Source organism: Pseudomonas sp. MAFF 730105 (genome assembly GCF_055380705.1).
Map to the genome: position 1 here is coordinate 1,773,783 of NZ_AP018438.1, position 23,903 is coordinate 1,797,685.

A 23,903-nucleotide genomic window follows, 5' to 3' on the forward strand; every position below is an offset into this window, starting at 1 on the left:
AGAATGAGCCTGGCCGTTATTAAACACTCGTCTACCATGGAAAAAACGACCGTTAGCGTTGCGCCTGCAACGCTGGGCCGCTCCTTGGAAAAGGATTATTCAAAGGAATGAAAGCTATGGCGCTTAGAGCGGTATTCAGTCGGCTGTTGTTGTGCCTGTGCAGCGTGTTCGTGGTCTCATCGACTTATGCGGAAAGCGTAATCATTGCCACGCCGCAACGAGGTGTGGGGATAGAAGTGGATGTATTCGACAGTCCTGATGCTATCAATGGAAAGCCGTCTGCGACCAGCAGTGTGCCAGCCACTTCGGTTGGGTTGTTTACACCCGCAGTGCAGTCGTTCAAAGGCAAGCTGTATATGTTCTGGGTCAGTGACAGTGATACCGCTCATATCTATTTTTCCACTTCGGTGGAAGGAAATAATTGGTCTTCTCCACAGACCATCCCCGTACCCAACCTCTTGGGTAATGTTTCAGTAACGGTGTTCAAGCAAAAGCTGATACTGACCTTTACCGGCCAAGCTCAAGTAAATAGCATCAGCTCGGAAGATGGCATGAACTGGTCCAACGTCAGTCCTATCACAGCCTCCAGTGATGCCGCTTATAACAGTCCTGTGGTGTACAACGGGCAATTGTTTGTCTTCTACTGCGAGGAGGACGACAGCACTGTTTATTACGTGACTTCGGACGACGGTCTTCAGTGGAGCCAGCCAAGTCTCGGATTCAAGGAAAACGCTTACAGGATCCTGAGCATAGTGCCGGTGGTTTATAACGGTGAGCTGTTGCTCTACTACTCTTATGATATTGGCCATTTGGCCGTACGTGCCTACGACCGCAGTGCTCATTGGGGCGATGAGCAAACGCTGTCGGGTATAGCCAATGAGCTTCTGTTGAGCCGCGCAACAATGATCGGCAACCGCATTTTTATCAGCAGTGGCACTAATACGTTCGCTTCAACCGACGGGGTCAACTGGAGTCCCTATTTTTCCAAGACGCTCGGGATTTGACGGGCGCGCCGGGACTGGGTGTTTCCTATGCCATTACCACGGGCGATCTGACGACGGACAACCCGCAGCTGCCTGCGGACCTGGCGACGGGGCTCAGCCATACCGACTATGCAACCTTCGCCTGGCGGAGCTTTTTCGCCCTGAACAATACGGCCAAGACTCCGTTGCCGGCTAACCGTGGCGTCGGCAATCCCGACAGCAGCTTTGCCGATTCGGGCAAGGCCTCACAATCCCCCAACCCCTTGTTGTGGCAAACCTTCGCTCACCGTACCGAGCTGTTTCCGGCGGCAAAGGAGCAAAAGAATTCTGCAGGCGGTCCTATACGTCCATTTGGTTCCGCTCCGCAATACAGCTACATCCAGTTCCCCAACGGAGCACCCTTGGCGGCAGGCGCCACTTATGCCCATTACAACAATCTGGACGAGGCGACCCAGATAGGGCAGAACGCGATATTTTTCCCGGTCAACCCGCCGAATGCGGCGAAGACAGGAAGCGACTATGCCCCTTCGAACGACAGCCAGATCCTGTTCGAGGCCAAGGCCAACCCCGTCGTTTACGAGTATGCGCGAACCTTGAGCGATTTTCCGGGCCATATTGTGCTGCCCGACGGCGCGCTGGAGGTCAAGGCGGCATGGCGCAAACTGGCAGACATTCCGGTGCAGAATCGCGCTCGCTACCACACGGCGACGGTGGTGACCTATCAGGGCAAGGACGATGCGCCGGTGGCGCACAATGAAGACTATGCGCTGGTCGCCCTGCATATCATCCACAAGACGCCCAACTACCCGACTTTCATATTCGCCACGTTCGAGCACGAGGATGCCCTGACCTTGTCCGATGGCAAGTCGCCGAGCGGACTCTATTACATCGCCAACTACAACGAGATTGCCTATCCCGGTCTCGATACTACAAAGAATCCGCCGACCGCCACTTTCTCTGACGGCAACAAAACCTATACGGTTTCTTTGCCGAACGCGGGTCTCGTCGCCACTTCGAAGAATCCTGGCGTCTACTCCAACAGCAACGGGATTCCCGAAGGACAGGCCGGCCCGATCCGTGTGGTGCAACCGCTGACCATTTATTCCGAAGTTGAAGCGGTGAACAACCGGGTCAGACAGCTCATGGACGGCAGCAGTGAGTTCAACAATTCGGTCTGGAAGCACTATCGGCTTAAAGGCGTGCAAGCCATCCCGTCGAGCACTCAAACCGACCCGGATTACTACCTGGCCAATATCATGGTCGAAAGCAGCCAGCCGGGGATCCAGCTGTTTCGTGGCAGCAACGTATTCCCGATTCGGAATGACAACACCCTGACCAATGCCCGCAACCAACCGAACATCAATGTGCCGGATTATGACCACAGTACCCAAAGCCTGACCATGGGCGGCTGCATGGGGTGCCACGGCATTGCCCAGAGTTCGCTGAAACAAGGTTTCAGTTTTCTGTTCGATGCCATCAATCCTATGCTCGGTAATAAACAAACCGGCTTTGCGAACCCGGAGACCGTAGGCTTGCCGGACCCGCGGACGATGAAGGAACGGGCCTTGAAATACTCTTTCGGTCCCCGGAATAGGGAGGCTATTGAGAAGGAGGCAAGTAGCAGACAAACACCTTGAGCGGTGAAGCGCGCAAGCACGGATAACCCCGCCTGCTGAAGCGGGCACCGCGCGCTTCGAAAAAAACCGGACGCTGGGTCTAATGCCACTCAGTTAAGCCACAAACCTGTGGGAGCAAAGCTTGCTCGCGATTGCGGTAAGTCAGTCAGCAGCAATGTTGACGGGGCTGTCGTTATCGCGAGCAAGCTTTGCTCCCACAGGTTTTGCGCCGTTTGATCCTTAACTGACTGGTATTAGACACTGGGTCCGGTTTTTTTATGGGGACAGTGGCCACGTTGTCTGTCCGGTCGGGACTATTGGCCACTGAATAGGAGGTATCTGATTTCAGATCAATGGTTCCAGCCAGTAGCCTAAAAACTCGAATATTTAATTGACGTCAATATGATGGCTAACTAGTATCGCGCCACTATTTTGATGTCGCTTATATCGAGGGATCGAACATGTTCTCACCCGCCCTTTGGGCGAGGTTGTGCCTGGCTTTGCTGTGCCTGTCTCCGCTCACTCTGGCTCACGCCGCCCCCACCCCCGGTGAAACCGACCTGATCCGCGAGCGCCAGAACCGTTTGCTCGAAGAGCAGCGCCGCCGTCTGGAAGAACTCAAGGACTTGCCCGGCCAGGAGGCGAAACCGACCCAGCCGACCGCGCCGGCCGATACCCGTTGCTTCCCCATCAAGACCATTGAGCTCAAGGGCGCCGACAGCCTTTCGGCCAATGAACGCGAGCGGCTGCTCAAGCCCTACATCGGCCAATGCCTGGGCGTGCCCCAGCTCAATGAACTGCTCAAGGTCATCACCGACCACTACATCGAAAAGGGCCTGGTCACCAGCCGTGCCTACTTGCCGCAGCAGGATCTGTCCAGCGGGCACCTGCAAGTGCTGGTGGTCGAGGGCCGGCTCGAAGGCTTGAAAGGCGCCGAGAACAGCCAGCTGTCGGAGCGCGAATTGGCCATGGCGTTTCCCGGCAAGACCGGCGAGCTGGTCAACTTGCGGGAAATCGAGCAGATGGTGGACCAGCTCAATCGCCTGCCGTCGAACCAGGCGCAGATGGAACTGACCCCCGGCCAGAACGTCGGCGGCAGTGAAGTGCTGGTCAAGAATACTCCGCAGAGGCCCTGGCGCGCCGGGCTGTCCCGCAGCAACGACGGCCAGCGCAGCACCGGCGAGCAGCAGTGGGGCACCCGCTTCGAGTGGGACAGTCCACTGGGCCTGGCCGATCAATTGATGCTGCGCGGCGGTCATGACGCGATGAGCGATCACCAGCACACCTCGCGAAACGCCATGCTCTCTTACAGTCTGCCGTTTGGCTGGTGGAACGTCAGCTACACCTACAGCCAGAGCGAGTATCGCTCACAGATCGCGGCCAATGGTTTCAACTTCAAGCAGACCGGCGACAGCCAGAACCATCAGTTGCGGATCGAGCGGGTGATCTATCGCGACGCCCTGAGCAAGACTTCCCTCAACACTGGGTTGGCCTACCTGCGCAGCAACAACTTCATCGAAGACAGCAAACTGGCCCTGAGCAGCAATCGCCTGAGCGAAGCGCAGTTCGGTATCAACCACGGCCGCCGGGTGGGCAGTGCCTTCGTCAACCTGGACCTGGGCATGCAACAAGGGATCGGCGCCTTCGATGCCCAGGCCAACCACGACCCGGCACCCGGCCAGGCTGACGCCCGCTATCGCAAATACACCGCCACGGTCAGCTATTTGCAACCGTTCAAATTGTGGGACGAGTCTTTCAGCTTCAGCAGCTTGATGACCGGCCAGCGCAGCGAAGACGTGCTGTTCAGCCCGCAGCGCATGAGCCTGGGCGGAGAGTCTTCGATTCGTGGCTACAAGGACCAGTCGTTGGCTGGTGACAACGGTGGCTACTGGCGCAACGACTTGCGCTGGAGCCGCCCGGTGACCCTGGAATGGCTGCGTCCGGTATTTGCCGAATACGGCACCAGCCTGGGGTATGACCAGGGCGTGATCAGCGGGACCCGCTACAACGGCGATCAGCACGGGCGCATGTCGAGCAACTCGCTGGAACTGTTCGCCCGTGGGCAGCACCTCACCACCAGCGTCACCTTCGCCCACTCCCTGGAACGCCCGGATGCGCTGACCGAGCGTGAAGCGCCGATCTATTTCCGCGTTGATCTATCCATTTAATTCTGTTGCAACGAGACCTGATCATGGACGACCGCCAATACGCCTTGCTGGCCCGCCAACCTTCTGCTGCCCTGCAAAACCGCGAACGGTTCTGCGGCATGCCCAAGCGCGGCCTGGCGTTCCTGCTGGCCAACGTCATGTTCTGGCAACCGATGTGGGCCCAGGCCGACGGTATCGTCGTCAGTGCGCCGGGCACCAGCCTCGGCCAGGCGGGCAATGGCGTGCCCATCGTCAACATCGCGCGCCCCAACGGTAATGGTCTGTCCCACAACCAGTTCACGGACTACAACGTCGGCAGCAACGGCGTCATCCTCAACAACGCCACGTCCCGCACCCAGTCCACGCAACTGGGCGGGATCATCCTCGGCAACCCGAACCTCAACGGCGCGGCCGCCACCACCATCCTCAACGAAGTCAACGGCGGCAGCCCGAGCCAGTTACGTGGCTACACCGAGGTGGCGGGGCAGTCGGCCCACGTCATCGTCGCCAACCCCTACGGCATCACCTGTAACGGCTGCGGCTTCATCAACACCCCCCAGGCAACTTTGACCACCGGCAAACCGGTGGTGGAAAACGGTCAGTTGACGCGCTACCAGGTCGACCAGGGTAGCGTCACCGTCGAAGGCGCGGGCCTCAACGCGACCAACGTCGACCGCTTCGAAATCATCACCCGCAGCGCCAAAATCAACGCCGAGATCCAGGCCAAGAACCTGACCATCGTCGCCGGTCGCAACGACGTCGATGCCGCCAGCCTCAATTCCACCGCCCGCGCCGACGACGGCAGCGCCAAACCGCAACTGGCCATCGACTCCTCGGCCCTGGGCGGCATGTACGCGGGCGCCATCAAGCTGGTGGGTACCGAGGCCGGTGTCGGTGTGAAGCTGGACGGTAAATTGATCGCCAGCGGTGGCGATATCCAGCTCGACGCCAACGGGCATCTGAGCCTGGCCGACACCTCAGCCACCGGCGCGGTCACCGCCAAGGCCGCCAGCGCCAACGTGCAAGGGGCGGTCTACGGTGCCAGCGTCAACATGCAAACCAGCGGCGCACTGGACGTGCAGCAGAACATCGCCGCCCGTGACCGGATCAGCTTGAGCAGCGGCGGGCAGTTGACCAACAACGGCGTCATCGAAGCTGGGGTCAATGCGGACAACACTCGCAATGCAGGGGGCGATGTCAGCCTCACCGCGCAGAATCTCAACAACAGCGGCAAGAGCGTGATCGCCAGCCGCAACCTGACGGCCAATGTGGCGCAAACCCTGAACAACCAGGGCGGGACTTTGAGTGCTGGGCAGGCCAGCACGGTCAAAACCGGAACCCTGGATAACCGGAACAGCGGTCGGGTACTGAGCAACAAAACGCTGACCGTGACCGCCGACACACTCTTGAACACCCAAGGCGTCGTCAGCAGCAATGGCAACCTCACGGCCACTGTCGGGCAGTTGAATAACCACGCCGGCGAAGTCTCCAGCGCCGCGACCACCCAGCTCACCGGTAGCACCCTGGATAACAGCGACGGCCAGCTCACTGGCGACGTGGCACTGAACATCGGTTTGATCGGTGCCCTGAACAACCAGAACGGCGTGCTGGGTTCCGGTGCGATGCTGACGGTCACTGCTGCCAGTCTGGACAATACCCTAGGGGGAAGTCTGGTCAGCGACGGTAGTCTGACGGCGCGTATCGGTGGTCTGTTCGATAACCGGCAAGGTAGCGTCGGGGCGAAAGGCGTCGTTGATGTGCAGTCCGCTCGCCTGGACAACCGGGGCGGCAGCCTGACCGGCAACGACCGCTTGACCCTGCGCAGCGATACCCTGGACAACCGCGCCGGCAAAGTCCGTTCCGCCAAGGACATGCAACTGACAGTCGTCGAGCTCGACAACCGTCAACAAGGCCTGCTCAGCAGTCAGGCGGCGCTGCGCGTGGATGGCACGCAACTGAATAACGCCGGCGGCCTGCTCAGCGCCGGCGGCCCGGTGCGCCTGGAAACCACTGGCGTTGATAACACCGGCGGGCGTATTTCCAGCAAGACCGACCTCACCGCAAACGTCGCCCAACTGACCAACCAAGGTGGTGAACTGGTTGCCCAGGGTTTGCTGACCGTCAGCGGCCAGAGCCTGGATAACCGCAACGGCGGTCTGGTAGGCGCGACAAAAGCGCTGAAACTCGACGTCGATGCCGTGGACAACCGTGGCGGGGAGATTTCCAGTTCGCTCGGCATCGACATCGACGGCCAGCGCCTGGACAACAGCGACAACGGCAAGGTCCTGGCTGGCACCGACCTGGGCCTGAAAGTAGCGGCGATCATCAACCAGACCAAGGGCCTTCTGTTCAGCACCGGCACCAGCACCGTCACCGGACAAAGCCTGGACAACAGCGGCGGCAGCCTCGTCGCCCGCCAAGGCCTGGACATTCGTCTCGACAACGCCTTGACCAACATTGCCGGCCTGATCAGCAGCGAAGGCACACTGACGGCCAATACCGGCAGCCTCGACAACACCGACGGCAGTCTCACCGGTGTCGGCGCGTTGGCACTCACCACCGTCGGCGCCCTGGTCAACCAGGGTGGTTCCATCACCACCGATGCCGGCCTTACCGTCACCAGCCAGAGCCTGAACAACCAGCAAAACGGCTTGCTCAGCGCCAAAGGCGCGACCCGCGTCACCACCGGCACTTTCGACAACACCCAGGGTGGGTATCTGGTCAGCGGCGACACCCTCGACCTGACCGCCAGCCAAGTCAGCAACGGCGCTGCCAGTCGTATTGCCAGTGACAAGGCACTGACCGCCAGCGTCAGCGGTTTCGATCAGCAGGGCGGTGAGCTGTTCAGCAAGACCTCCTTGAACCTGGACCTGAACCACGGCCAATTGAACAACCTCAAGGGCGTAATCACCGCGCCGGTTCTGGTGCTGAAGAACCTCAAGAACGTCGACAACCGGGGCGGCGAAATCTCCAGTGCCCAGGCATTCACCCTGGCCGCGCAAAACCTGGACAACGGTGACGGCAAACTCATCAGCAACCAGGCCCTGACCCTGCGCATCGATCAAGTGCTCAACAGCGTCAAGGGGCTGATTTCCGCGCAATCCGTCGACAGCCACAGCGCCAGTTTGGACAGCACCGGTGGCCTGATCAGCAGTCGTGGCGCGCTGGTCCTGAGTGTGGACGGGCAACTGCTCAATCGCGACGCTGCCGTGATCGCCGATGGTGATCTGCACATCGAGGCCGCGAGCCTGGACAACACGGCCGGTCAGATTGCCGGCAAAGCCGCCGTTACGGCCGATGTCGCCAGCGTCAACAACCAGGGCGGCCAGATGATCGCCCTCGGCAGCCTGACCCTTACCGGCACGTCGCTGGACAACCGCCACGCTGGGTTGGTCGGCGCCACCGACGCGCTGACCCTGAAGGTCGATTCGATCGATAACCGTGGTGGTGAACTCTCGGGTCAGTCAAACATTTCCCTGATCGGCAATGCTCTGGACAACAGTGATGGCGGCCAGGTGCTCGCCAGCGGCGCATTGGCCTTGACGGTGAAGGACGTCCTCAACCGCGCCAAGGGTCAGTTGTCGGGCAAGACTGGCCTGAGCCTGACGGGCAAGACGCTGGATAACAGCGGCGGTTTGGTGTTGAGCCAGAAAGACCTTACCGTCGACCTGTCTGGCGACATGAATAGCACCCAGGGTGTACTGAGTGCCGAAGGCGCGTTGACGCTGACGGCGGCCAGCCTCACCAATACCCTGGGCAGCGTCTCCAGTGCTGGCGCACTGGGGCTCCAGCTCGACAATGCCTTGCTCAACCAGGGCGGCGAGATCGTCACCGACGCCGGCCTCACCGTCAAAAGCGCCAGCCTCGACAACCGCAATAGTGGCACCATCAGCGGCAAGCAAGGCGTGCTGGTCGAGACCGGTGCATTCGACAACAGCCAGTCCGGCCGCCTGACCAGCGCTGCCAGCCTCGACCTGACCACGCAAAAACTGACCAACCAGAACGGCGGCCGCATCGCCAGCAACGGCGCACTCACCGCCAGCGTCACCGATCTGGACCAGCAGGGCGGTCAACTCTTCAGCAATACGGCCCTGACCCTGGACCTCAACCAGGGCCAACTCAACAACCAGGGCGGCCTGATCAACGCACCGCTGTTGATGCTCAAGAACCTCAAGGCCGTCAACAACGACGGCGGCGAAATCTCCAGCGCCCAGGCGTTCACCCTGGCTGCGCAAAGCCTGAACAATGACAACGGCAAACTGCTGAGCAACCAGGCCCTGACCCTGCGCGTCGATAACGCCCTGACCAACCTCAAGGGTCTGATCGCCGCCGCCGCGCTGGACGTCGAAGCCGCAAACCTGAACAACAACGGCGGCACCCTGACCAGCCGCGCCAACCTCGACCTGGCCCTCAGCGGCCAGTTGAACAACCAGGGCAACGGGCTGATCAGCGCCACCGATGCCTTGACCGTCAACACCAGCGGCCTGAACAACCAGCAAGGCTCGTTGCTCGGTAGTGCCATCGCCATCGACTTCGGCGCCGCCACCGGCGACCTCAACAACAGCGCCGGCCTCATCACCACCGCCGGTGTTCTCAGCCTCAAACACCTGCGAGACCTGAACAACCAACACGGCGAAATCTCCAGCAGCCAGAGCCTGGACCTGAGCGCCCGCGACCTGGACAACAGCGCCGGCCAACTGATCAGCAACGGCGTACTGACCCTGGGCGCCCGCGACGTCATCAACCAGGGTGGTCTGCTGTCCGGCTTCAAGGGCCTGGGCCTGACCGCTGCAAGTCTGGACAACCGCAACAGCGGCACCCTGTCGAGCCGCGACGAGGACGTCAGCGCCACCCTCAGCGGGGCGCTGCTCAACGGCAATGCCGGCGCACTGGTCGGCAAGAAACAACTGACCGTCAGCGCTGCCAGCCTGGACAACGGCGGTGGCATCCTCTCCAGCGGCGGCGACCAGACCCTGACCGTCAGCGGCGGTCTGCTCAACAACGCCCAGGGCGGCTTGATCGACAGCGGCAATGCCCTGGTCATCAACGCCATGATCCTCGGCAACGCCGGCGGCACCGTCAACGCCCAGAATGCCCTGAGCTTCACCGGCACCACTCTGGACAACACCGGCGGCCAGCTGATCGGCAACGCCGCCGTGACCCTCGACCTGCTCGGGGCCCTGACCAACACCAACGGCAAACTCGCCAGCGCCGGCCCGCTGCGGGTCGAGCGCGCCACGCAGATCACCAACCAGGGCGGCCAGATTGTCAGCCAAGGTCTGCTGACCTTGCTCACCGCTGGCCTGGACAACCGCAACCGGGGCACCGTCGCCGCCAATGATCAACTCGTCCTGACCAGCACCGGCATGGTACAGAACGACGCCGATGGCCTGATCTACAGCCAGAACGGCGGCGTGCAGATCGACGCCGCCAGCCTCACCAATGGCAAAGGCACCGTGCAGAGCCAGGGCGCCATGACCCTGACCGTCACCAACGACCTCGACAACCAGAGCGGTCGCCTCCAGGCCAAGGCCGGCGACCTGATGGTCGTCGCCCGCAACCTGGACAACCGTGGCGGCGTGCTCGCCAGCCTGCAGGGTTTGCTCACCACCCAACTCAGCGGCGTTCTGAAAAACGGCTACGACCTGAACAACAACCGCCAGGGCGGCATCACCCAGGCCCAGCGCCTGAACCTGATCGCCCTGGGTGGCCTCGACAACTACGGCGGCCGTATCTCGGCGCAAACCGGCGATGCCAGCGTCACCACCCGCAACTTCGACAACCGCAACGGCGGCCTGTATGCCAAGGGCAAGGTCAGCGTTACCGCCAACGATTTCGACAACAGCGGCGACAACGACGGGCAGATTGCCGGTAGTCAGATCGATCTGAACCTCACCGGTGCGTTGAACAACCGCCTGGGCATCATCGAGAGTGACAGCACCCTGGCGATCAAGGCGGCGAGCCTGGATAACCAGACGGGGCAGTTGCGGGCGTTGGGTGCGGGCGGCAAGACCGATTTCCAGATTGGTGGGCTGTTCGATAACCGCAACGGTACCTTGGAAACCGCCAACACCGACCTCACGCTGGGCGCCGCCAGCTTCCTCAACACTGCTGGCAGCCTGCTGCACGTGGGCACCGGCACGTTCGACATCTCCACAGCAAATCTCATCGCCGCCGGCGGCACGCTCGTCACCCGTGGCGGCCTGACCATCAGCACCGACACGTGGAGCAACAGCGGCGTCATCCAGGCCGGGCGCCTGAACGTCAACGTCAACAACTTCACCCAGACCGCAAGTGGTCAACTGCTGGCCTCCGACAGCTTCACCGGTAGCGGGGTCAACTGGTTCAACGAAGGCCTGCTTGCCAGTAATGGCAGCGTGAACATCGACCTGAGCGGCGCTTACTGGGGCGCTGGTCGCCTGAGCAGCCAGGGCACTCTGGGGCTTAGCGCTGCGCAAGTAAGCCTGAACAGCGCCAACTCCAGCATCGCCGGCGGTGGCTCCACTACCGTCAACGTCAGGGGACAACTGGATAGCGTCGGTCGGCTGACCTCCGCTGGCAACCTGGTGGTCAACGCCGTTGGGCTGAACAATTTCGGGACGTTGGGCAGCGGTCAGGGGCTGACCGTCACGACCGGTTTGCTGACGAACAATCAAGGGTTGATCTTCAGCGGCGCCGACATGGGCCTGCGGGTCGACACGCTGAACAACCTCGACGCCAATATTTACAGCCTGGGCAACCTCACCGTTGACCGCAACGGCCAGGGCGCGCTGGCGAGCAGCATCCTCAACCGGTCCGGCTCGATCCAAAGCGACGCCAGCATGAGCCTGGCGGCCAGCACGATCCAAAACATCCGGACCTTGCTGACCGTAGGCAACGGCGGTATCTACACCGCCAAAATCTACGAAATAGCTTGTATCGAGGGCTATAACGCCGGGGATTGCAGCGGCAAGCAGAACCATGTCTGGGAGTTGCTGCAACGCGAAAAAACCGAAGTCACCGCAGCCAGCGCGGCTTCTAGTATTACAGCGGGTGGCAACCTGACCCTGCGTGGCGGCGATCTGCTGAACCAGAGCAGCACCATTGCCAGTGGCGGCAACCTGACCGCGTCACTGGCCAACCTGACCAACAGTGGCGTCGAAACCGGCGAGACACAAACCACCCGAGTATTCCGTTCCGAACGAGTGAGCGGTGCCGGTGCCTGGTACACCGCGGCCAGCAATTTCACCAATAAGTACTGGTATGAAAGCGCTGGCTATAACGTCAATAACCTCAGTGGCCTTGAAGCGGGTATCGCCAGTTTCATCGGCATGACGGAAGCCGAGCTGAACCTGGGCAAGACCACCCAACTCGCCGGCGGCGACCAAAGCTACGCAGCCGTAATCCAGGCCGGTGGCGCGGTCAACATCTCGACCCAGAACAACATCGACAACAGCGTCGTACGCCCGGGCTACAGCTACATTGGTAGCGGCCCACGCACCAGCACGGCGGCGGCAGGCAGCCAATACTCGACCCGCATCACCCTCAATCAACAACTGCCCCCAACCTGGCGCAACAGCAGGTCAACCCGGTCGCCTTGCCCGGTTTCAGCCTGCCCACCGGCCAGAACGGCCTGTTCCGCCTGAGCGGGCAGGGTAGTAGCACGCCGGCCGCCAGCGGCCCGCAGAGCTGGACCCTGAGTAGCGCGAGCCTGACGACGGCCCAGCGCCAACAGGTACTGCCCACCGGCCAGGCGCGGAATCCAGGTGTAGGGAACATCACCCAACCCACCGCCAGCAGTCTCGACCTGAGCGTCGCTGACAGCCAAACCGCCAACATCGCCAACCAGGCCAGCAGCCTCGACACCAGCACCTCGGGCGCTACCGTGACAGGCACCTTGCCCGGCCGTAGCGCCGACTTCACGCTCAACCGTGTCCAGGGCCTGCCCACCAGCACTGTGGCGGCCAACCCGCACAAATACCTGATCGAAACCAACCCGGTGCTTACCGACCTCAAGAGTTTCATGAGCTCGGACTACCTGCTGCAGAACCTCGGCTACGACCCGGACCAGAGCGCCAAGCGCCTGGGCGACGGCCTCTATGAGCAGACCCTGATCCAGCAAGCCGTGGTTGCCCGCACGGGCCAACGCTTCATCGACGGCCAGACCTCCAACGAGGACATGTTCAAGTACCTGATGAACAACGCCATCGCCAGCAAACAGGAACTCAACCTGTCCCTGGGCGTGAGCCTCACCTCCGAACAAGTCGCGGCCCTGACCCACGACATCGTCTGGATGGAAAACGCCGAGATCAACGGTGAGCAAGTCCTGGTACCGGTGCTGTACCTGGCCAACGCCAACAATCGCCTCGCGGCCAACGGCGCGTTGATCCAGGGCAGCGACGTAACCCTGATCGCCGGCAAGGACCTGAACAACGCCGGCACCCTGCGCGCCAGCAACAACCTGTCGGCCAAAGCCACCAATGACCTGGTCAACAGCGGCCTGGTGGAAGCTGGTAACCGCCTCGACCTGCTGGCGGGCAACAACCTCGTCAACAAGGCCGGCGGCATCATCGCCGGACGCGACGTCACGCTTACCGCCACCAACGGCGATGTGATCAACGAACGCACCGTCACCACCCACGAAAGCGACAGCGGTTACCGCAGTGAACGCACCGACTTCATCGACAGCGCCGCCCGCATCGAAGCCGCCAACAACCTGACCATCAACGCCGGGCGTGACATCAACAACGTCGGTGGGGTGCTGAAGAGCGGTGCCGACACAACCCTGAGCGCCACCCGCGATGTCAACCTCACCTCGGCCGAACGCGTCGCCAGTGGGACCCGCGGTCTGCATCGTGATGAAGACATCAAGCAATACGGCTCCAGCCTGGACATCGGTCGCGACCTGACGGCGAAGGCAGGGCGTGATCTGACGGCGGTTGCGAGCCAGATCGATGCCAAGCGCGATATCAGCATGAGCGCGGTGGGTGATCTGACGTTGGCGTCGGCGGCGGATGAGCAGCATTCGTATGGGAAGACCAAGAAGGTTACGGCTCAGGAAGACCATGTGAGTCAGGTGTCCACCAGCGTGACCGCGGGTGGGAATGTGGCGCTCAGTGCCGGGAAGGATCTGGAGTTGATTGCCAGCAAGGTCAATGCTGGGGATGAAGCCTATCTGGTGGCGGGCGCGAACCTGGTGCTGCAATCGGCCGAGGATTCGGACTACAGCTTCTATAGCAAAACCAAGAAGTCGTCTTCCGGGAAGAAATTCCGGCTTGATGAGACCAGTTCCGTAACCAACGTGGCCAGTTCGGTGACGTCCGGTGGCAACAATGTGTTGAGCGCCGGCAATGACCTGACGATCAAGGGCAGTAACGTCACGTCGGAAAAAGGCAGTGTTGGCCTGAGTGCTGGTAACGACGTAGAAATTCTCGCGGTCACCGATTCCAACAGCGCACGGCACGAGCGCAAACAAAGCAAAAGCAGCTGGGGTGGCTTGAAGTCGAGCAAGGTCCAGGACCAGTTGGCCGAAACCCAGACCACCGCCGTCGGCAGCATGATCTCGGGCGACACCATCGCCGTCGTTGCCAAACGCGATGCCACTGTCACCGGCTCGGCATTGGTCAGCACCGACGACCTCACGATACGTGCGGGACGTGACCTGACCATCGACGCGGCAGAAAACACCTTTTCCCGCACCCAAATGCACAAGGAGAAAAATCGCGACCTGACGGGTGTATTGACGGGTAACAACCTGGGCCTCGATGACATCACCGGCAACCAGCACCTGTCGATCAGTAACCAGAAACACAACGGCACGGCGTCACAAACCACGTTAACCGGCAGCACCATAGGTTCCAGCAAAGGCAACGTCAGCCTCGTGGCGGGCGGCGACCTCAACGTCATCGCCAGTGACTTGGTCAGCACCAAGGACATGAGCCTGCGTGGCTCGAATGTCACCATCGCAGCGGGCATGGAAACGGCGACGCAAAGCACCGTCGACAAGGCCAACAGCCTGGCGGTTGGTCGTGTCGTCGGTGGTGCGATCATCGATACGGTCAACACCATTCGCTCCTCCGTCGAGGCCGCGAAGGATACGGATGACCCTCGCCTCAAAGCGGTGAAACTCGCCCAGGCAGCCTTGGCGGCCTACAACCTCGGGGGTATGACGGAAGACGCGAATGCCCAGAAAACCGGCTTCGCCGATAAACAGGGCGGAACCGCGAGCAACGGTTCGCTGATCAAAATCGGCACCGAACTCGCCAGCACCCACAGCAAAAGCACCAGCGACTACGCCAGCCAAACCGCCAAGCAAAGCACCCTCAATGCGGGCAGTACCTTATCCATCATTGCCAATGGCAATGCGGCGGCAAACGATGGTGATCTCCACGTTATCGGCAGCAGCATCAAGGCGGGCAACACGTCGTTGCTTGCCAGTAACAACATCATCTTGGAGAGCGCGCAAAACACCGCCGATTGGTCCAACCACAACAGCAACAACAAAACCGCCATTGGTGCCAGCTTCAACATCGGCCAGCAAAACGGCTTCACCCTGGACCTGGGCGCCCAGCTCGCAAAAGGCATGGGCAACGGCAGCTCCGTCACCCAGGTCAACAGCACGGTGAATACCGGTTCGCTGTTGCTGCGCAGTGGCGGCGACACGACGTTGGCAGGGGCTCAGGTCCATGCCGACGAAATCAATGCGCTGATCGACGGCAACCTCAACATCGTTTCCCGTCAGGACACCCAGGACCAGAAGAGCAAACAAAGCAGCGGCGGTTTCGGTGCCAGCATCTGCATTCCACCGTTCTGCTACGGCACACCTGTCGCGGCCTCGGCAAACGTGGCTGCGGGCAACATGAACAGTGAATACAAAGCGGTTACGGACCAGACCGGTCTCTTCGCCGGCAAGGGCGGCTACACGGTCGATGTCGGCAAGACCACCACCCTCGAAGGCGGTGTGATCGCCAGCGATGCTTCGGCCGACAAGAACACGCTGATCACCGACCGGCTCATCGCCACCGATATCAAGAACATCAGCGAAATCCACGCCCAATCCGCAGGTGCCAGCATCTCGGGCAGCTATAGCGGCGCCGGCGCTTCAGCCTCGATGGGTGGGTTGTACGGGATCTCCCTCAGTGAATCGGATAAGAGCCACACGCGTAGTGCGGTGAGTGAAGGCACGATCATCGTTCGCAATCCGGAAGGTGCGAAGGATGTGGTCGGGTTGAACCGCGACACGGCGAATGCCAACGAGAAGCTTGATAAGCCTGATGAAGATGCGATGAATGACCGCATCGAGCTGGTGAAGAGTTCGGTGGAGTTGGTGAAAGGTGTAGGGGACGCAATTGCTGCGGCGAAGATTGACGAGGCTAAGAAGAAGGATAGTGAAGCGTCGAAAGTCGCTATTCAGAAGCTTCAAGATCAGGGGATCATTAATCCGACAGACGAGCAAATCAGCCAGCAGGTCCAACGCGACTATGGGATGGGGAGCAGCTTCCAGAAGGCATCTCAGGCGATTACTTCTATCGTACAAGGCGTGCTGAGTGGCAATATTATTGGTGCTTTAAGTGGCGCTGCAGCGCCTTATATCGCTCAAGAGATCAGAGATGCTACTGACGGCGATCCGACAGCTAACCTGATGGCGCACGCGGTACTTGGTGCATTGGTTGCCAAGGCCAGCGGTAACTCTGCGTTAGCTGGAGCGGTAGGGGCGGTTGCGGCTGAAGAAACGGCTCGGATTATTAAAGAAGAGCTGTACGGCGACGTCAGTAATGAACAACTTACTCCTGAACAGAAGCAAACCATTTCCAGCTTAGCTACGCTGGTTGCCGGCATCGGTGGAGCATCGGCCGGGAACGGTTCTCTGGACGCGGTAGCGGCGGCATTGGCCGGAAAAAATGCGGTAGAAAATAACTATCTCAGTCTTCATGAAGCTACAAGAAAAGCCGTTCTTGAGCATAAAAACTTTCTGACTGATGAGGAAAAGGCCGAGCTGGCCTCGATCAAACAGATTGATAAAGACCGAGATGCTGCCATCGCATCGATATGTACAACGGGGAATAAAGCCTCGGGAGCTTGTGCAGTTTTGGTTGCGGAAGCTCAAGACGCTCTTTCACAATATGGAAAAAGTGTTTCCTACCGCCTGATTTATAAGGACTTGTATCCCGCAGATGCGGAGAACCTTGAAAAGGTGCTGCAAGGTTTAGGACAAGAAGACATTACAAGGGATGCGGTAATTACGGCCTTGACAAAAGAGTCTGGGTTGAGCCGCGAGGAAGTAGAGCGTCGTTACGATACTGCAATGACGCTTAGCACACTTACTGCGACGTTGGCTAGTTTCTATGGTATTAAAGGTGGGGCTGCTAAAACTAATGAGGCGGCTCCTGGTCCGGCAAACTTTATGGGTGATACGGACCTATTCTTTAGAAATGCTTCAAAAAGAGCAGATGTTGATCCAGACGGCTTTTTTGACGTGATAGCCCATGGAAGTCAACAGAAAATCGAAATCGTTACCCCTAATGGAACGATCATGGCCGACCAGCGGGTTGTATCCAGGCTTATAGAGAATAATCCTGGATACAATGGGCAACCTATCCGATTGTTGTCGTGTGATACTGGGGCATGTGATACTGGATTTGCTCAGAATCTAGCAAATAAGATGGGGGTTCCGGTGAAGGCACCAACTAATTTGGTTTGGGCTTATAGTAATGGTCAGATGGTAGTCGCTCCGCGTTATTCGTCTAATCCTAATTCCCCGCTGTTCAATACTCCCGATCTATCAAATCAAGGGACGTTTAAAATATTCAATCCCGGTGGGCCGAAATGAAAGAAATAAACTCTATGGTGTGTGAACAGTGTGGGGGAAGGTTGGAGGTCTTCAGGCAGGCAAGTACGCAAGGATTGAAGTGTTCTAGCTGCGGTTGGTCAGTAGTGACAACGAAAATTTCGGATGTTAAGGTTGACGAGACAGTTTACGAGGTTAGGTGTAGTGGGGACTATAAAAATCGGGCTCATATCAGGGCCGTGTCTGAGGTGATGGGCTCAAATTTTTTAATATCTAGAAAGGCTCTTCAGGAAGGTGAGTTCCTTGTTTTTTCTGGGCGGGCTGAGGAAGTTTTGCGGGTTAGAAATATTCTCGATTCTGTCGGGGTTGTTTATAGTGTTTCACCTGATTTTTGTTGGGGTTAGATGTTGGAAGTGTTGACTGAAAAAACGGCTCGACTTTCAAGTGTGGCCTGTTTCTGACTCTGAGGTGTTCTCAACTATCCCTGCATCATAGCGTGGATTCATTAGGTTTAATCTATACATTATCGAGAGGATGCGATTGAGTGTGGCTCTCTCTGCTTTTATTTAACTATTAATAACGTGTTAGGAGCATTAATGAAAAAAACCACACTGCTTATGTTGAGCCTGATCTTGTCGCTACTAGGCTGCAAATCCAACGTCCGAGATTCTTCCCCAACCCTGCTCAACAACGGCATCCAACTCCAGCAAAACAAAGTGACCGCCGACGCCCAACACGCCAAGGTCATCATGAAAGCGACCGGCAACGTCGTCCCAGTGGAGTTTTCGATCAGACGCGCAACGGATCCCGACCAGCGCCTGGATGTGCAGGGAATCGTAGTGGATTCCGGTCGCGGCAAAGTGTTTGGCTGGATAGCCAAGCTTAACGAAGCGACTCACAGCGCGACCTTGAAGCACTTCCCTCAGTTGGAAGTACAAGCTGACCCGATCAGCCATTCGAGGTATCGGGTTACGCCAGCGGTGAGAGTATCAACCATGGCTACCGCTGTGGTCCGATCAACACCAAGTTCACGCCGGAGAAAGGTAAGGTTTATCTGGCGGAGTTTCAGTTTGTGGGTCAGGGCTGTGAACTGCAGGTCTATGACACCACACAGCCTCAGCAGCGCATTCTTGTTACGAGCGCACCCAGCCTCTGATCTGGTTAGCCAATGCGAAACGGGTGACCGCGCGTCTGCTGTTCGGTCGAGCAGGAGCAAGCCCCCTCGTCACAGGGAGCTTTGCTCGACTGGGCGGTAGGTGAATGCTCTGCATCAACCGTGGCAGCACCCGTTGGGCTTGGCGTCCTCGTACTTATCATGATGTCGCACCCAATCCATGATCTCGTCCTCATTACGCCCCTTGGGCGCCAGGTCGAGGTATTGGTAAGTGCCGACCAGCATGTCCAGACCTCGCGCGTAGGTTGAGTAGGTGTGGAAGATCTCGCCAGCTTCGTTGCGATAGAAGACGCTCAGGCCTGGGAGTTCGCCTTCGGCGGTGTCGGTTTTTTCGTAGTTGTAGGTGGCTTTACCGGCGGCGGTGTCTTCGGCTTTGAAGCTGACGCCGAAGTCGTAGTTGAAGTCGCAACCGTTTGAGGAGACCCAGTCGAAGGCCCAGCCCATGCGGCGTTTGAATGGCTGGAATTCGGCGAACGGCGCGCGGGAGACGGCTACTACGGCGACGTCGTGGTGGGCCAGGTGTTGGTTGGCGCCGTCGATGTGGTCGGAGAGGAAGGAACAGCCTTGGCAGCCTTCTGTCCAACCGGGGCCGAACATGAAGTGGTAGACGATCAGTTGGCTGCGGCCGCCGAACAGGTCGGCCAGGCTGAGTTCGCCGTCAGGCCCCTGGAAGCGGTAGGGCTTGTCGATCTTGACCCAGGGCAGGGCGCGGCGTTCGGCGCTGAGTTTGTCCCGTTCGCGGGTGAAGGCTTTTTCGTGGGCCAGGTGTTGTTGGCGGGCCTTGAGCCATTCTTCCCGCGAGACGACTGGATGATTCTCTACGTTCATGGTGATTTCTCCTGGAGGCAGGGCGTTTCAACCAGTGGTCGTCTGGCCCTGGATGAATTCGACAGACCGTTGGTCGGTTGGCGCGACGGTCCGCCTGGAAGCCTGGCTGAACGGTGGCGTGGCGCCTCGGTCACAACTTGAGTAGACATCTCACTCTTTGGAGGATGGACCAGGATGACGACTTATAACTGGGACTTGATCGAACGGTTGTTGCACGAAGTGCAGAACGGCGCCGGCCACAGTTTTACCCCTCGGCCTTATGCGGAGCAGTACGCGGCGGCGAAGGCGGCCGCAGGCGAGGAGATAGAGAATCTCGATCATCTGAAGGCGGTCGCCGGGGAGTATGAGAAGTTGCTGCTGGAGCGTGGCTTCATTGAGCCTCGGCCGGAGGAAGAGGGCGGCAATGGCGAGAATTTCGTGCTGACGGTACGGGGTTCGCGCTTGTTGAGCCTGATCGACAGCAGCATTCCTGGTAATGATCATCCGCGCCAGGTGTTGGATGAGCAGGAGGATGCGCTGGATGAGTTTACCTTTGATGATCTGGCTTCGAAGGCGCAGATTGCCTGAGGGTTGTACACAACATTTGTGGGAGCGAGCCTGCTCGCGATAGCGGTGTGTCAGTCGCCATGTATGCAGGATGACACTCCGCTATCGCGAGCAGGCTCGCTCCCACATGGGGTCTCAGTGTTTTTGAGAGCTTGTTCGTTCAGCTTTTTGCGCCTTTCAGGCACTTCAAATCACTGAAATCTTTCTTCACCCCGTCGATCTTCTTCAGCAGCCGTTCGCGCTGGGGCGGGGTGCTGTCGGCCATCAGGTCTACCAGCAGGCTGCGGGCCTGGGCTTCGGTGTTGTTGTAGGCCTCGCGGTAGGCCGGGGTCCAGAGGCTTTCGCGGTTGACCAGCAGTTGCTCGATGCGTTTCGGAAAGTCGGGGGCGTGGCGCTGGGCCACGGCGGCGCTGAACTGGTTTTGCCAGTGGGCGCGGTTGGCGATCCATTGCTGGTTCTGGTCGCCCAGGGCGGTGGACCAGGCCACCACGCGCTGGCGTTGGGCGATGTTGAGGGGGCCGAGCCAGTCGTTCAGGCGTTTTTCCATGCGCTCGCTGCGTTCCTGGATCTGCTGTTGCAGCGACGGCTTGAGGTATTCCTGCTGGCGCTTGCGCTGGTCCTTGGTGAATGCGGCGTCCATGTCGTCGACTTGTTCGTCGTTCAGACCTTGCAGCAACTCGATGGCTGATGGCGTGATTTCCCGAGCGGTTTCGGCAATGGCGGCCTTGGCTTCCTCGGTACGCTGTTGCAGGGCTTCATCGGTCACCTGGTCGGTCTGGACCATGGTCTTCAAGCGGTCCAGCCAATCGAGGTAACCGGGCAGTTGCGTGGTGCAGTGCCAGCTCAGGTGCTCCTTGAGGCGTTCGTTGAACCAGTCTTTTTGCTCGCCGTTGATCTCCAGGTAGTCGTTGAGGGTCCAGGGGATGATCAGGTCGAGGTTGCGGTAGGCCAGGCCGATGCGGGTACAGGCTGTGAGCAACAGCAGGAAGGCGATAAACGTGACGGTGCGTGTAAGCCGGCGCGACATGAGCGAGTCCTTGCGAAGCCATCGGTGTTTTGTTTGAGCATGGCAGGCGCGCGGCAGTTCAGCCGATTGAATACGTAACCCTTAGTAAAACGGATGGGCCATCTTCAGGGTCAGCAGGCCGTCGCATTCGCTGTTATGGCCGGAGTAGGCCGAACAGCTGCTGCCGCTGAGGCTGGAGTCGCTGTAGATCAGGTCCAGATCGATGCCGCGCCACGGACGGGAAATTTTCAACGACCAGTCGCTGAAACTGCCTACATAGCCGTTCTCGACCGAAACCGGTGTGTTGAGCTGATGGGTGGTGTATTTGGCGCTGACGCCGATGCCGAACGGCACGTTACCGCCCAGGTCGGCGAACAGCGTGCTGTTCTGTTTGTCTGGATCGTTGCTCAGGGCGGCGCCGAAACGGCTGCCGAGCACGGTCAGGCCACCATAGAGCTCCTGGCTGTCGAGGGTGTCGACGGTGGGGTAGCTGTAGTGGATCATGCCGACTTCGTAGCCAAGGGTCTGGTCGAAGGGATGCTTGAACCCCATGTAGGAATCCACCTCGAGATCGGCGGAGGAGGTCAGGCCGGCGCTGGGTGACCATTGTCCAAAGTACCAGCCGCTGTCGTGACTCAGGTCCAGGCCACCGTGAAACGAGCCGGTGCTCGAAGGCGTGACGAGGCCTTGGGCCATGCTGCGGCTGGGGCTGGTGCCGAGCTTGAGGTCGAAGTCGCCGAGTTCGCGCTGGAAGATCTGTCCGTGGACAGGCGGACAGGCCAGCAGGCTGATGCTCAGCAGGGCAATGGGGATACGCATGCTTCACTCCGTGAATTAGCGAGGAGCAGGACAAGCTCGGACACTTGAGCTAGAACACTTGAGCTAGAGAGGTGCAAGCATACCGGCGAATACCCGGCGGTGAAGGCCGTTCGTCGATTTTTACGAGTGGGATGTGTGGCGGGGGAGGTTCCAGTCCAAGCGCTTCGAAGCTCAAAGCGCTTTGGGACCAGGTGATGCGGGGATTACTTTTTGCCCAGGCTGATTTGCTTGGACGGGCCGAATGTCTGGCCGCTGACGCCTTTGGCGATTTGCTGGATTTCACCGCCGGACTTGAGGAACGCAGCGATCTGGTCGTTGATCGATTCGCTGGTTTCAACGGCTGGAGCTGGCTTTGCTTTGCTGTTGGATGCTTTTACACGCATGGCGGCCATTAACCTGTCGATAATTAATTGGGCCAGGCATCGTACAGGAAATACATGACCCTTGCTTGGCTCATATCCCGCTGATTGATCTGGATGAGACTGGACGATTGGCGGATTTAAGCCCCAATCAATGCCCTAAGCCACTGTTTTAAATAACAACCGAGCGGGAAATATAACGCCGGGCGGTCTGTGCGGATCGGCCGCACCGAGCGGCGTCTGCCTGACGAATGGCCGCTTCACAGGTAAAACGCTGGAAAATCGAGGCCGGGACGGGCGCTTTCCCGTCGGTCACGAATCGCGCCGTAAAACCGGGTAGAATGCCGCCCACGCAATGAGGGTATTCGGAAATGGCTTTAGTCGGGCGCTACAACAGTTTGCAAGTGGTTAAACACACGAACTTCGGTTTATATCTGGACGGTGGTGCGGACGGCGAAATCCTCTTGCCCAATCGTTATATCCCCAAGGATATTCCCAGCGAAGATGAAGATTGGCTCAATGTTTTTATTTACCTGGACAGCGACGACAAACTGATCGCGACCACGGAAAAGCCCAAAGTCCAGGTCGGTGAATTCGCCAGCCTGAAAGTGGTTGAAGTCAACAGCATCGGTGTGTTCCTCGACTGGGGCCTGCCCAAGGATCTGCTGCTGCCGTTCTCGGAAGAGAAACGCCAGATGACTGCCGGGGATTATTGTGTGGTGCACGTCTACCTCGACAAGCACACCCGCCGCATCACCGCCACGGCGCGCCTGGACCGTTACCTGGACAAGACGCCGGCCAACTACACGCCGGGGCAGGAAGTGGATCTGCTGGTTGCCGAGGCCACCGACATGGGCTTCAAGGCGATCATCAATAACCGCCACTGGGGACTTATCCACAAGAACGAAGTCTTCAAGTTCCTGCGCCCAGGCAAGCAGGAAAAAGGTTACATCAAGGAAGTCCGCGCAGACGGCAAGATCAGCCTGAGCCTGCAACCGGTGGGCCAGGAAGCCGCCACCAGCCTGAATGCCAAGATCCTCGCCAAGTTGCGTGACAATAACGGCACCCTACCGGTCAGCGACAAGAGCGATCCGGCGCTGATCAGCAGCCTGTTTGGCGTGAGCAAGGGCAACTTCAAGAAAGCCATTGGTGCGCTGTACAAGAATGGGCAGATTGTCATTCATGCGGATCGCATTGAGTTGAGCTGATCTTTCAGCCGACAACAGAATTTGTGTGGAAAAAAGATGCTTTTGTGGCGAGGGGATTTAGCGACCCGTCGCACCGCCCCGCTGGGCTACGAAGCGGCCCTAAAACCTGACACCTCAGTGTGCCAGGCAGAAGAACTTGGCTGTGTTGGGGCTGCTTTGCAGCCCAGCGGGGCGGTGCGACGGGTCGCTAAATCCCCTCGCCACAAGAGCTGAGTCGGACTCTTTGATCTGGCTGTATACAAAATTCTGCACCTTTAGCATGCATCCGCGCCCTGTTCGTGGGCATATGTCCCTTCCTGTCCGCCCATCAAACCCTGCCAAACACCGCTGTTTGTCTCATATTCCACGCCTATGGCACGCATTCTGCGTAGCGCTTCGTATACAAACCATGCCGGCTCCCGTGCGCAGTATGGTGAGCAAGTCATCCCGGGGGCACGGCGGTACTCATAAG

General features: G+C 59.2%; 12 protein-coding genes. 7 read left to right on the forward strand and 5 right to left on the reverse strand.

Features of this window, described 5'->3' with window-relative positions:
• Window positions 1-107 precede the first annotated feature (107 nt).
• The 5 genes from PCOSP_RS08000 (at window position 108) to PCOSP_RS08020 (ending at window position 17,554) form a co-directional block, all read left to right on the forward strand.
• Window positions 108-1,004, forward strand: a complete 897-nt coding sequence (locus PCOSP_RS08000; RefSeq protein WP_464710794.1) for a hypothetical protein — start codon at window positions 108-110, stop codon at window positions 1,002-1,004.
• Window positions 1,001-2,620, forward strand: coding sequence for an exo-alpha-sialidase (locus PCOSP_RS08005; RefSeq protein WP_464710795.1), 1,620 nt, complete (start codon window positions 1,001-1,003; stop codon window positions 2,618-2,620). The genes PCOSP_RS08000 and PCOSP_RS08005 overlap by 4 nt, the downstream gene beginning before the upstream one ends.
• Before the next feature lie 440 nt (window positions 2,621-3,060).
• Window positions 3,061-4,767: a ShlB/FhaC/HecB family hemolysin secretion/activation protein gene (locus PCOSP_RS08010; RefSeq protein WP_464710797.1), complete on the forward strand. Its 1,707-nt coding sequence runs from the start codon at window positions 3,061-3,063 to the stop codon at window positions 4,765-4,767.
• A 23-nt stretch (window positions 4,768-4,790) separates the two neighbouring features.
• Window positions 4,791-12,371 carry a two-partner secretion domain-containing protein gene (locus tag PCOSP_RS08015; RefSeq protein ID WP_464710798.1) on the forward strand — a complete coding sequence of 2,527 codons (7,581 nt, stop codon included), beginning with the start codon at window positions 4,791-4,793 and terminating at the stop codon, window positions 12,369-12,371.
• Window positions 12,323-17,554: a hemagglutinin repeat-containing protein gene (locus PCOSP_RS08020; RefSeq protein WP_464710799.1), complete on the forward strand. Its 5,232-nt coding sequence runs from the start codon at window positions 12,323-12,325 to the stop codon at window positions 17,552-17,554. Before PCOSP_RS08015 ends, PCOSP_RS08020 begins: the two co-directional genes overlap by 49 nt.
• Window positions 17,555-18,153: 599 nt before the next feature.
• On the opposite strand, the gene PCOSP_RS08025 is transcribed toward PCOSP_RS08020, so the two are convergent.
• Window positions 18,154-18,468 (reverse strand): hypothetical protein, encoded by a 315-nt coding sequence (locus PCOSP_RS08025; protein WP_464710801.1) that lies wholly within the window; start codon window positions 18,466-18,468, stop codon window positions 18,154-18,156.
• Between the two features lie 314 nt (window positions 18,469-18,782).
• The gene (locus PCOSP_RS08030) at window positions 18,783-19,514 is read right to left on the reverse strand and encodes a DUF899 domain-containing protein (protein WP_464710802.1); all 732 of its coding nucleotides are present in this window, start codon (window positions 19,512-19,514) and stop codon (window positions 18,783-18,785) included.
• 174 nt (window positions 19,515-19,688) lie between these two features.
• Between PCOSP_RS08030 and PCOSP_RS08035 the strand changes: the two genes are divergently transcribed.
• The gene (locus PCOSP_RS08035; protein ID WP_047701703.1) at window positions 19,689-20,081 is read left to right on the forward strand and encodes a hypothetical protein; all 393 of its coding nucleotides are present in this window, start codon (window positions 19,689-19,691) and stop codon (window positions 20,079-20,081) included.
• A gap of 139 nt (window positions 20,082-20,220) precedes the next feature.
• Here PCOSP_RS08035 and PCOSP_RS08040 read toward each other — a convergent pair whose 3' ends face one another.
• From PCOSP_RS08040 to PCOSP_RS08050, 3 genes are all read right to left on the reverse strand, one after another.
• Window positions 20,221-21,087 carry a DUF6279 family lipoprotein gene (locus PCOSP_RS08040; protein ID WP_464710804.1) on the reverse strand — a complete coding sequence of 289 codons (867 nt, stop codon included), beginning with the start codon at window positions 21,085-21,087 and terminating at the stop codon, window positions 20,221-20,223.
• 81 nt (window positions 21,088-21,168) lie between these two features.
• Complete coding sequence (locus PCOSP_RS08045) at window positions 21,169-21,885, reverse strand: TorF family putative porin (protein ID WP_464710805.1); 717 nt, start codon at window positions 21,883-21,885, stop codon at window positions 21,169-21,171.
• Window positions 21,886-22,088: 203 nt separating this feature from the next.
• On the reverse strand, window positions 22,089-22,277 hold the full coding sequence (locus PCOSP_RS08050) for a hypothetical protein (RefSeq protein ID WP_016702300.1): 189 nt from the start codon (window positions 22,275-22,277) through the stop codon (window positions 22,089-22,091).
• Between the two features lie 338 nt (window positions 22,278-22,615).
• Between PCOSP_RS08050 and PCOSP_RS08055 the strand changes: the two genes are divergently transcribed.
• Window positions 22,616-23,452, forward strand: a complete 837-nt coding sequence (locus PCOSP_RS08055; RefSeq protein WP_139650393.1) for a CvfB family protein — start codon at window positions 22,616-22,618, stop codon at window positions 23,450-23,452.
• Window positions 23,453-23,903: the final 451 nt, after the last annotated feature.

Coding starts and splice junctions, on each gene's coding strand:
- PCOSP_RS08040 (WP_464710804.1), bottom strand. CDS start 21,087: ATGTCGCGCCGGCTTACACGCACCGTCACGTTTATCGCCTTCCTGCTG.
- PCOSP_RS08035 (WP_047701703.1), top strand. CDS start 19,689: ATGACGACTTATAACTGGGACTTGATCGAACGGTTGTTGCACGAAGTG.
- PCOSP_RS08045 (WP_464710805.1), bottom strand. CDS start 21,885: ATGCGTATCCCCATTGCCCTGCTGAGCATCAGCCTGCTGGCCTGTCCG.
- PCOSP_RS08030 (WP_464710802.1), bottom strand. CDS start 19,514: ATGAACGTAGAGAATCATCCAGTCGTCTCGCGGGAAGAATGGCTCAAG.
- PCOSP_RS08010 (WP_464710797.1), top strand. CDS start 3,061: ATGTTCTCACCCGCCCTTTGGGCGAGGTTGTGCCTGGCTTTGCTGTGC.
- PCOSP_RS08000 (WP_464710794.1), top strand. CDS start 108: ATGAAAGCTATGGCGCTTAGAGCGGTATTCAGTCGGCTGTTGTTGTGC.
- PCOSP_RS08015 (WP_464710798.1), top strand. CDS start 4,791: ATGGACGACCGCCAATACGCCTTGCTGGCCCGCCAACCTTCTGCTGCC.
- PCOSP_RS08025 (WP_464710801.1), bottom strand. CDS start 18,468: ATGGCTGATCGGGTCAGCTTGTACTTCCAACTGAGGGAAGTGCTTCAA.
- PCOSP_RS08050 (WP_016702300.1), bottom strand. CDS start 22,277: ATGGCCGCCATGCGTGTAAAAGCATCCAACAGCAAAGCAAAGCCAGCT.
- PCOSP_RS08055 (WP_139650393.1), top strand. CDS start 22,616: ATGGCTTTAGTCGGGCGCTACAACAGTTTGCAAGTGGTTAAACACACG.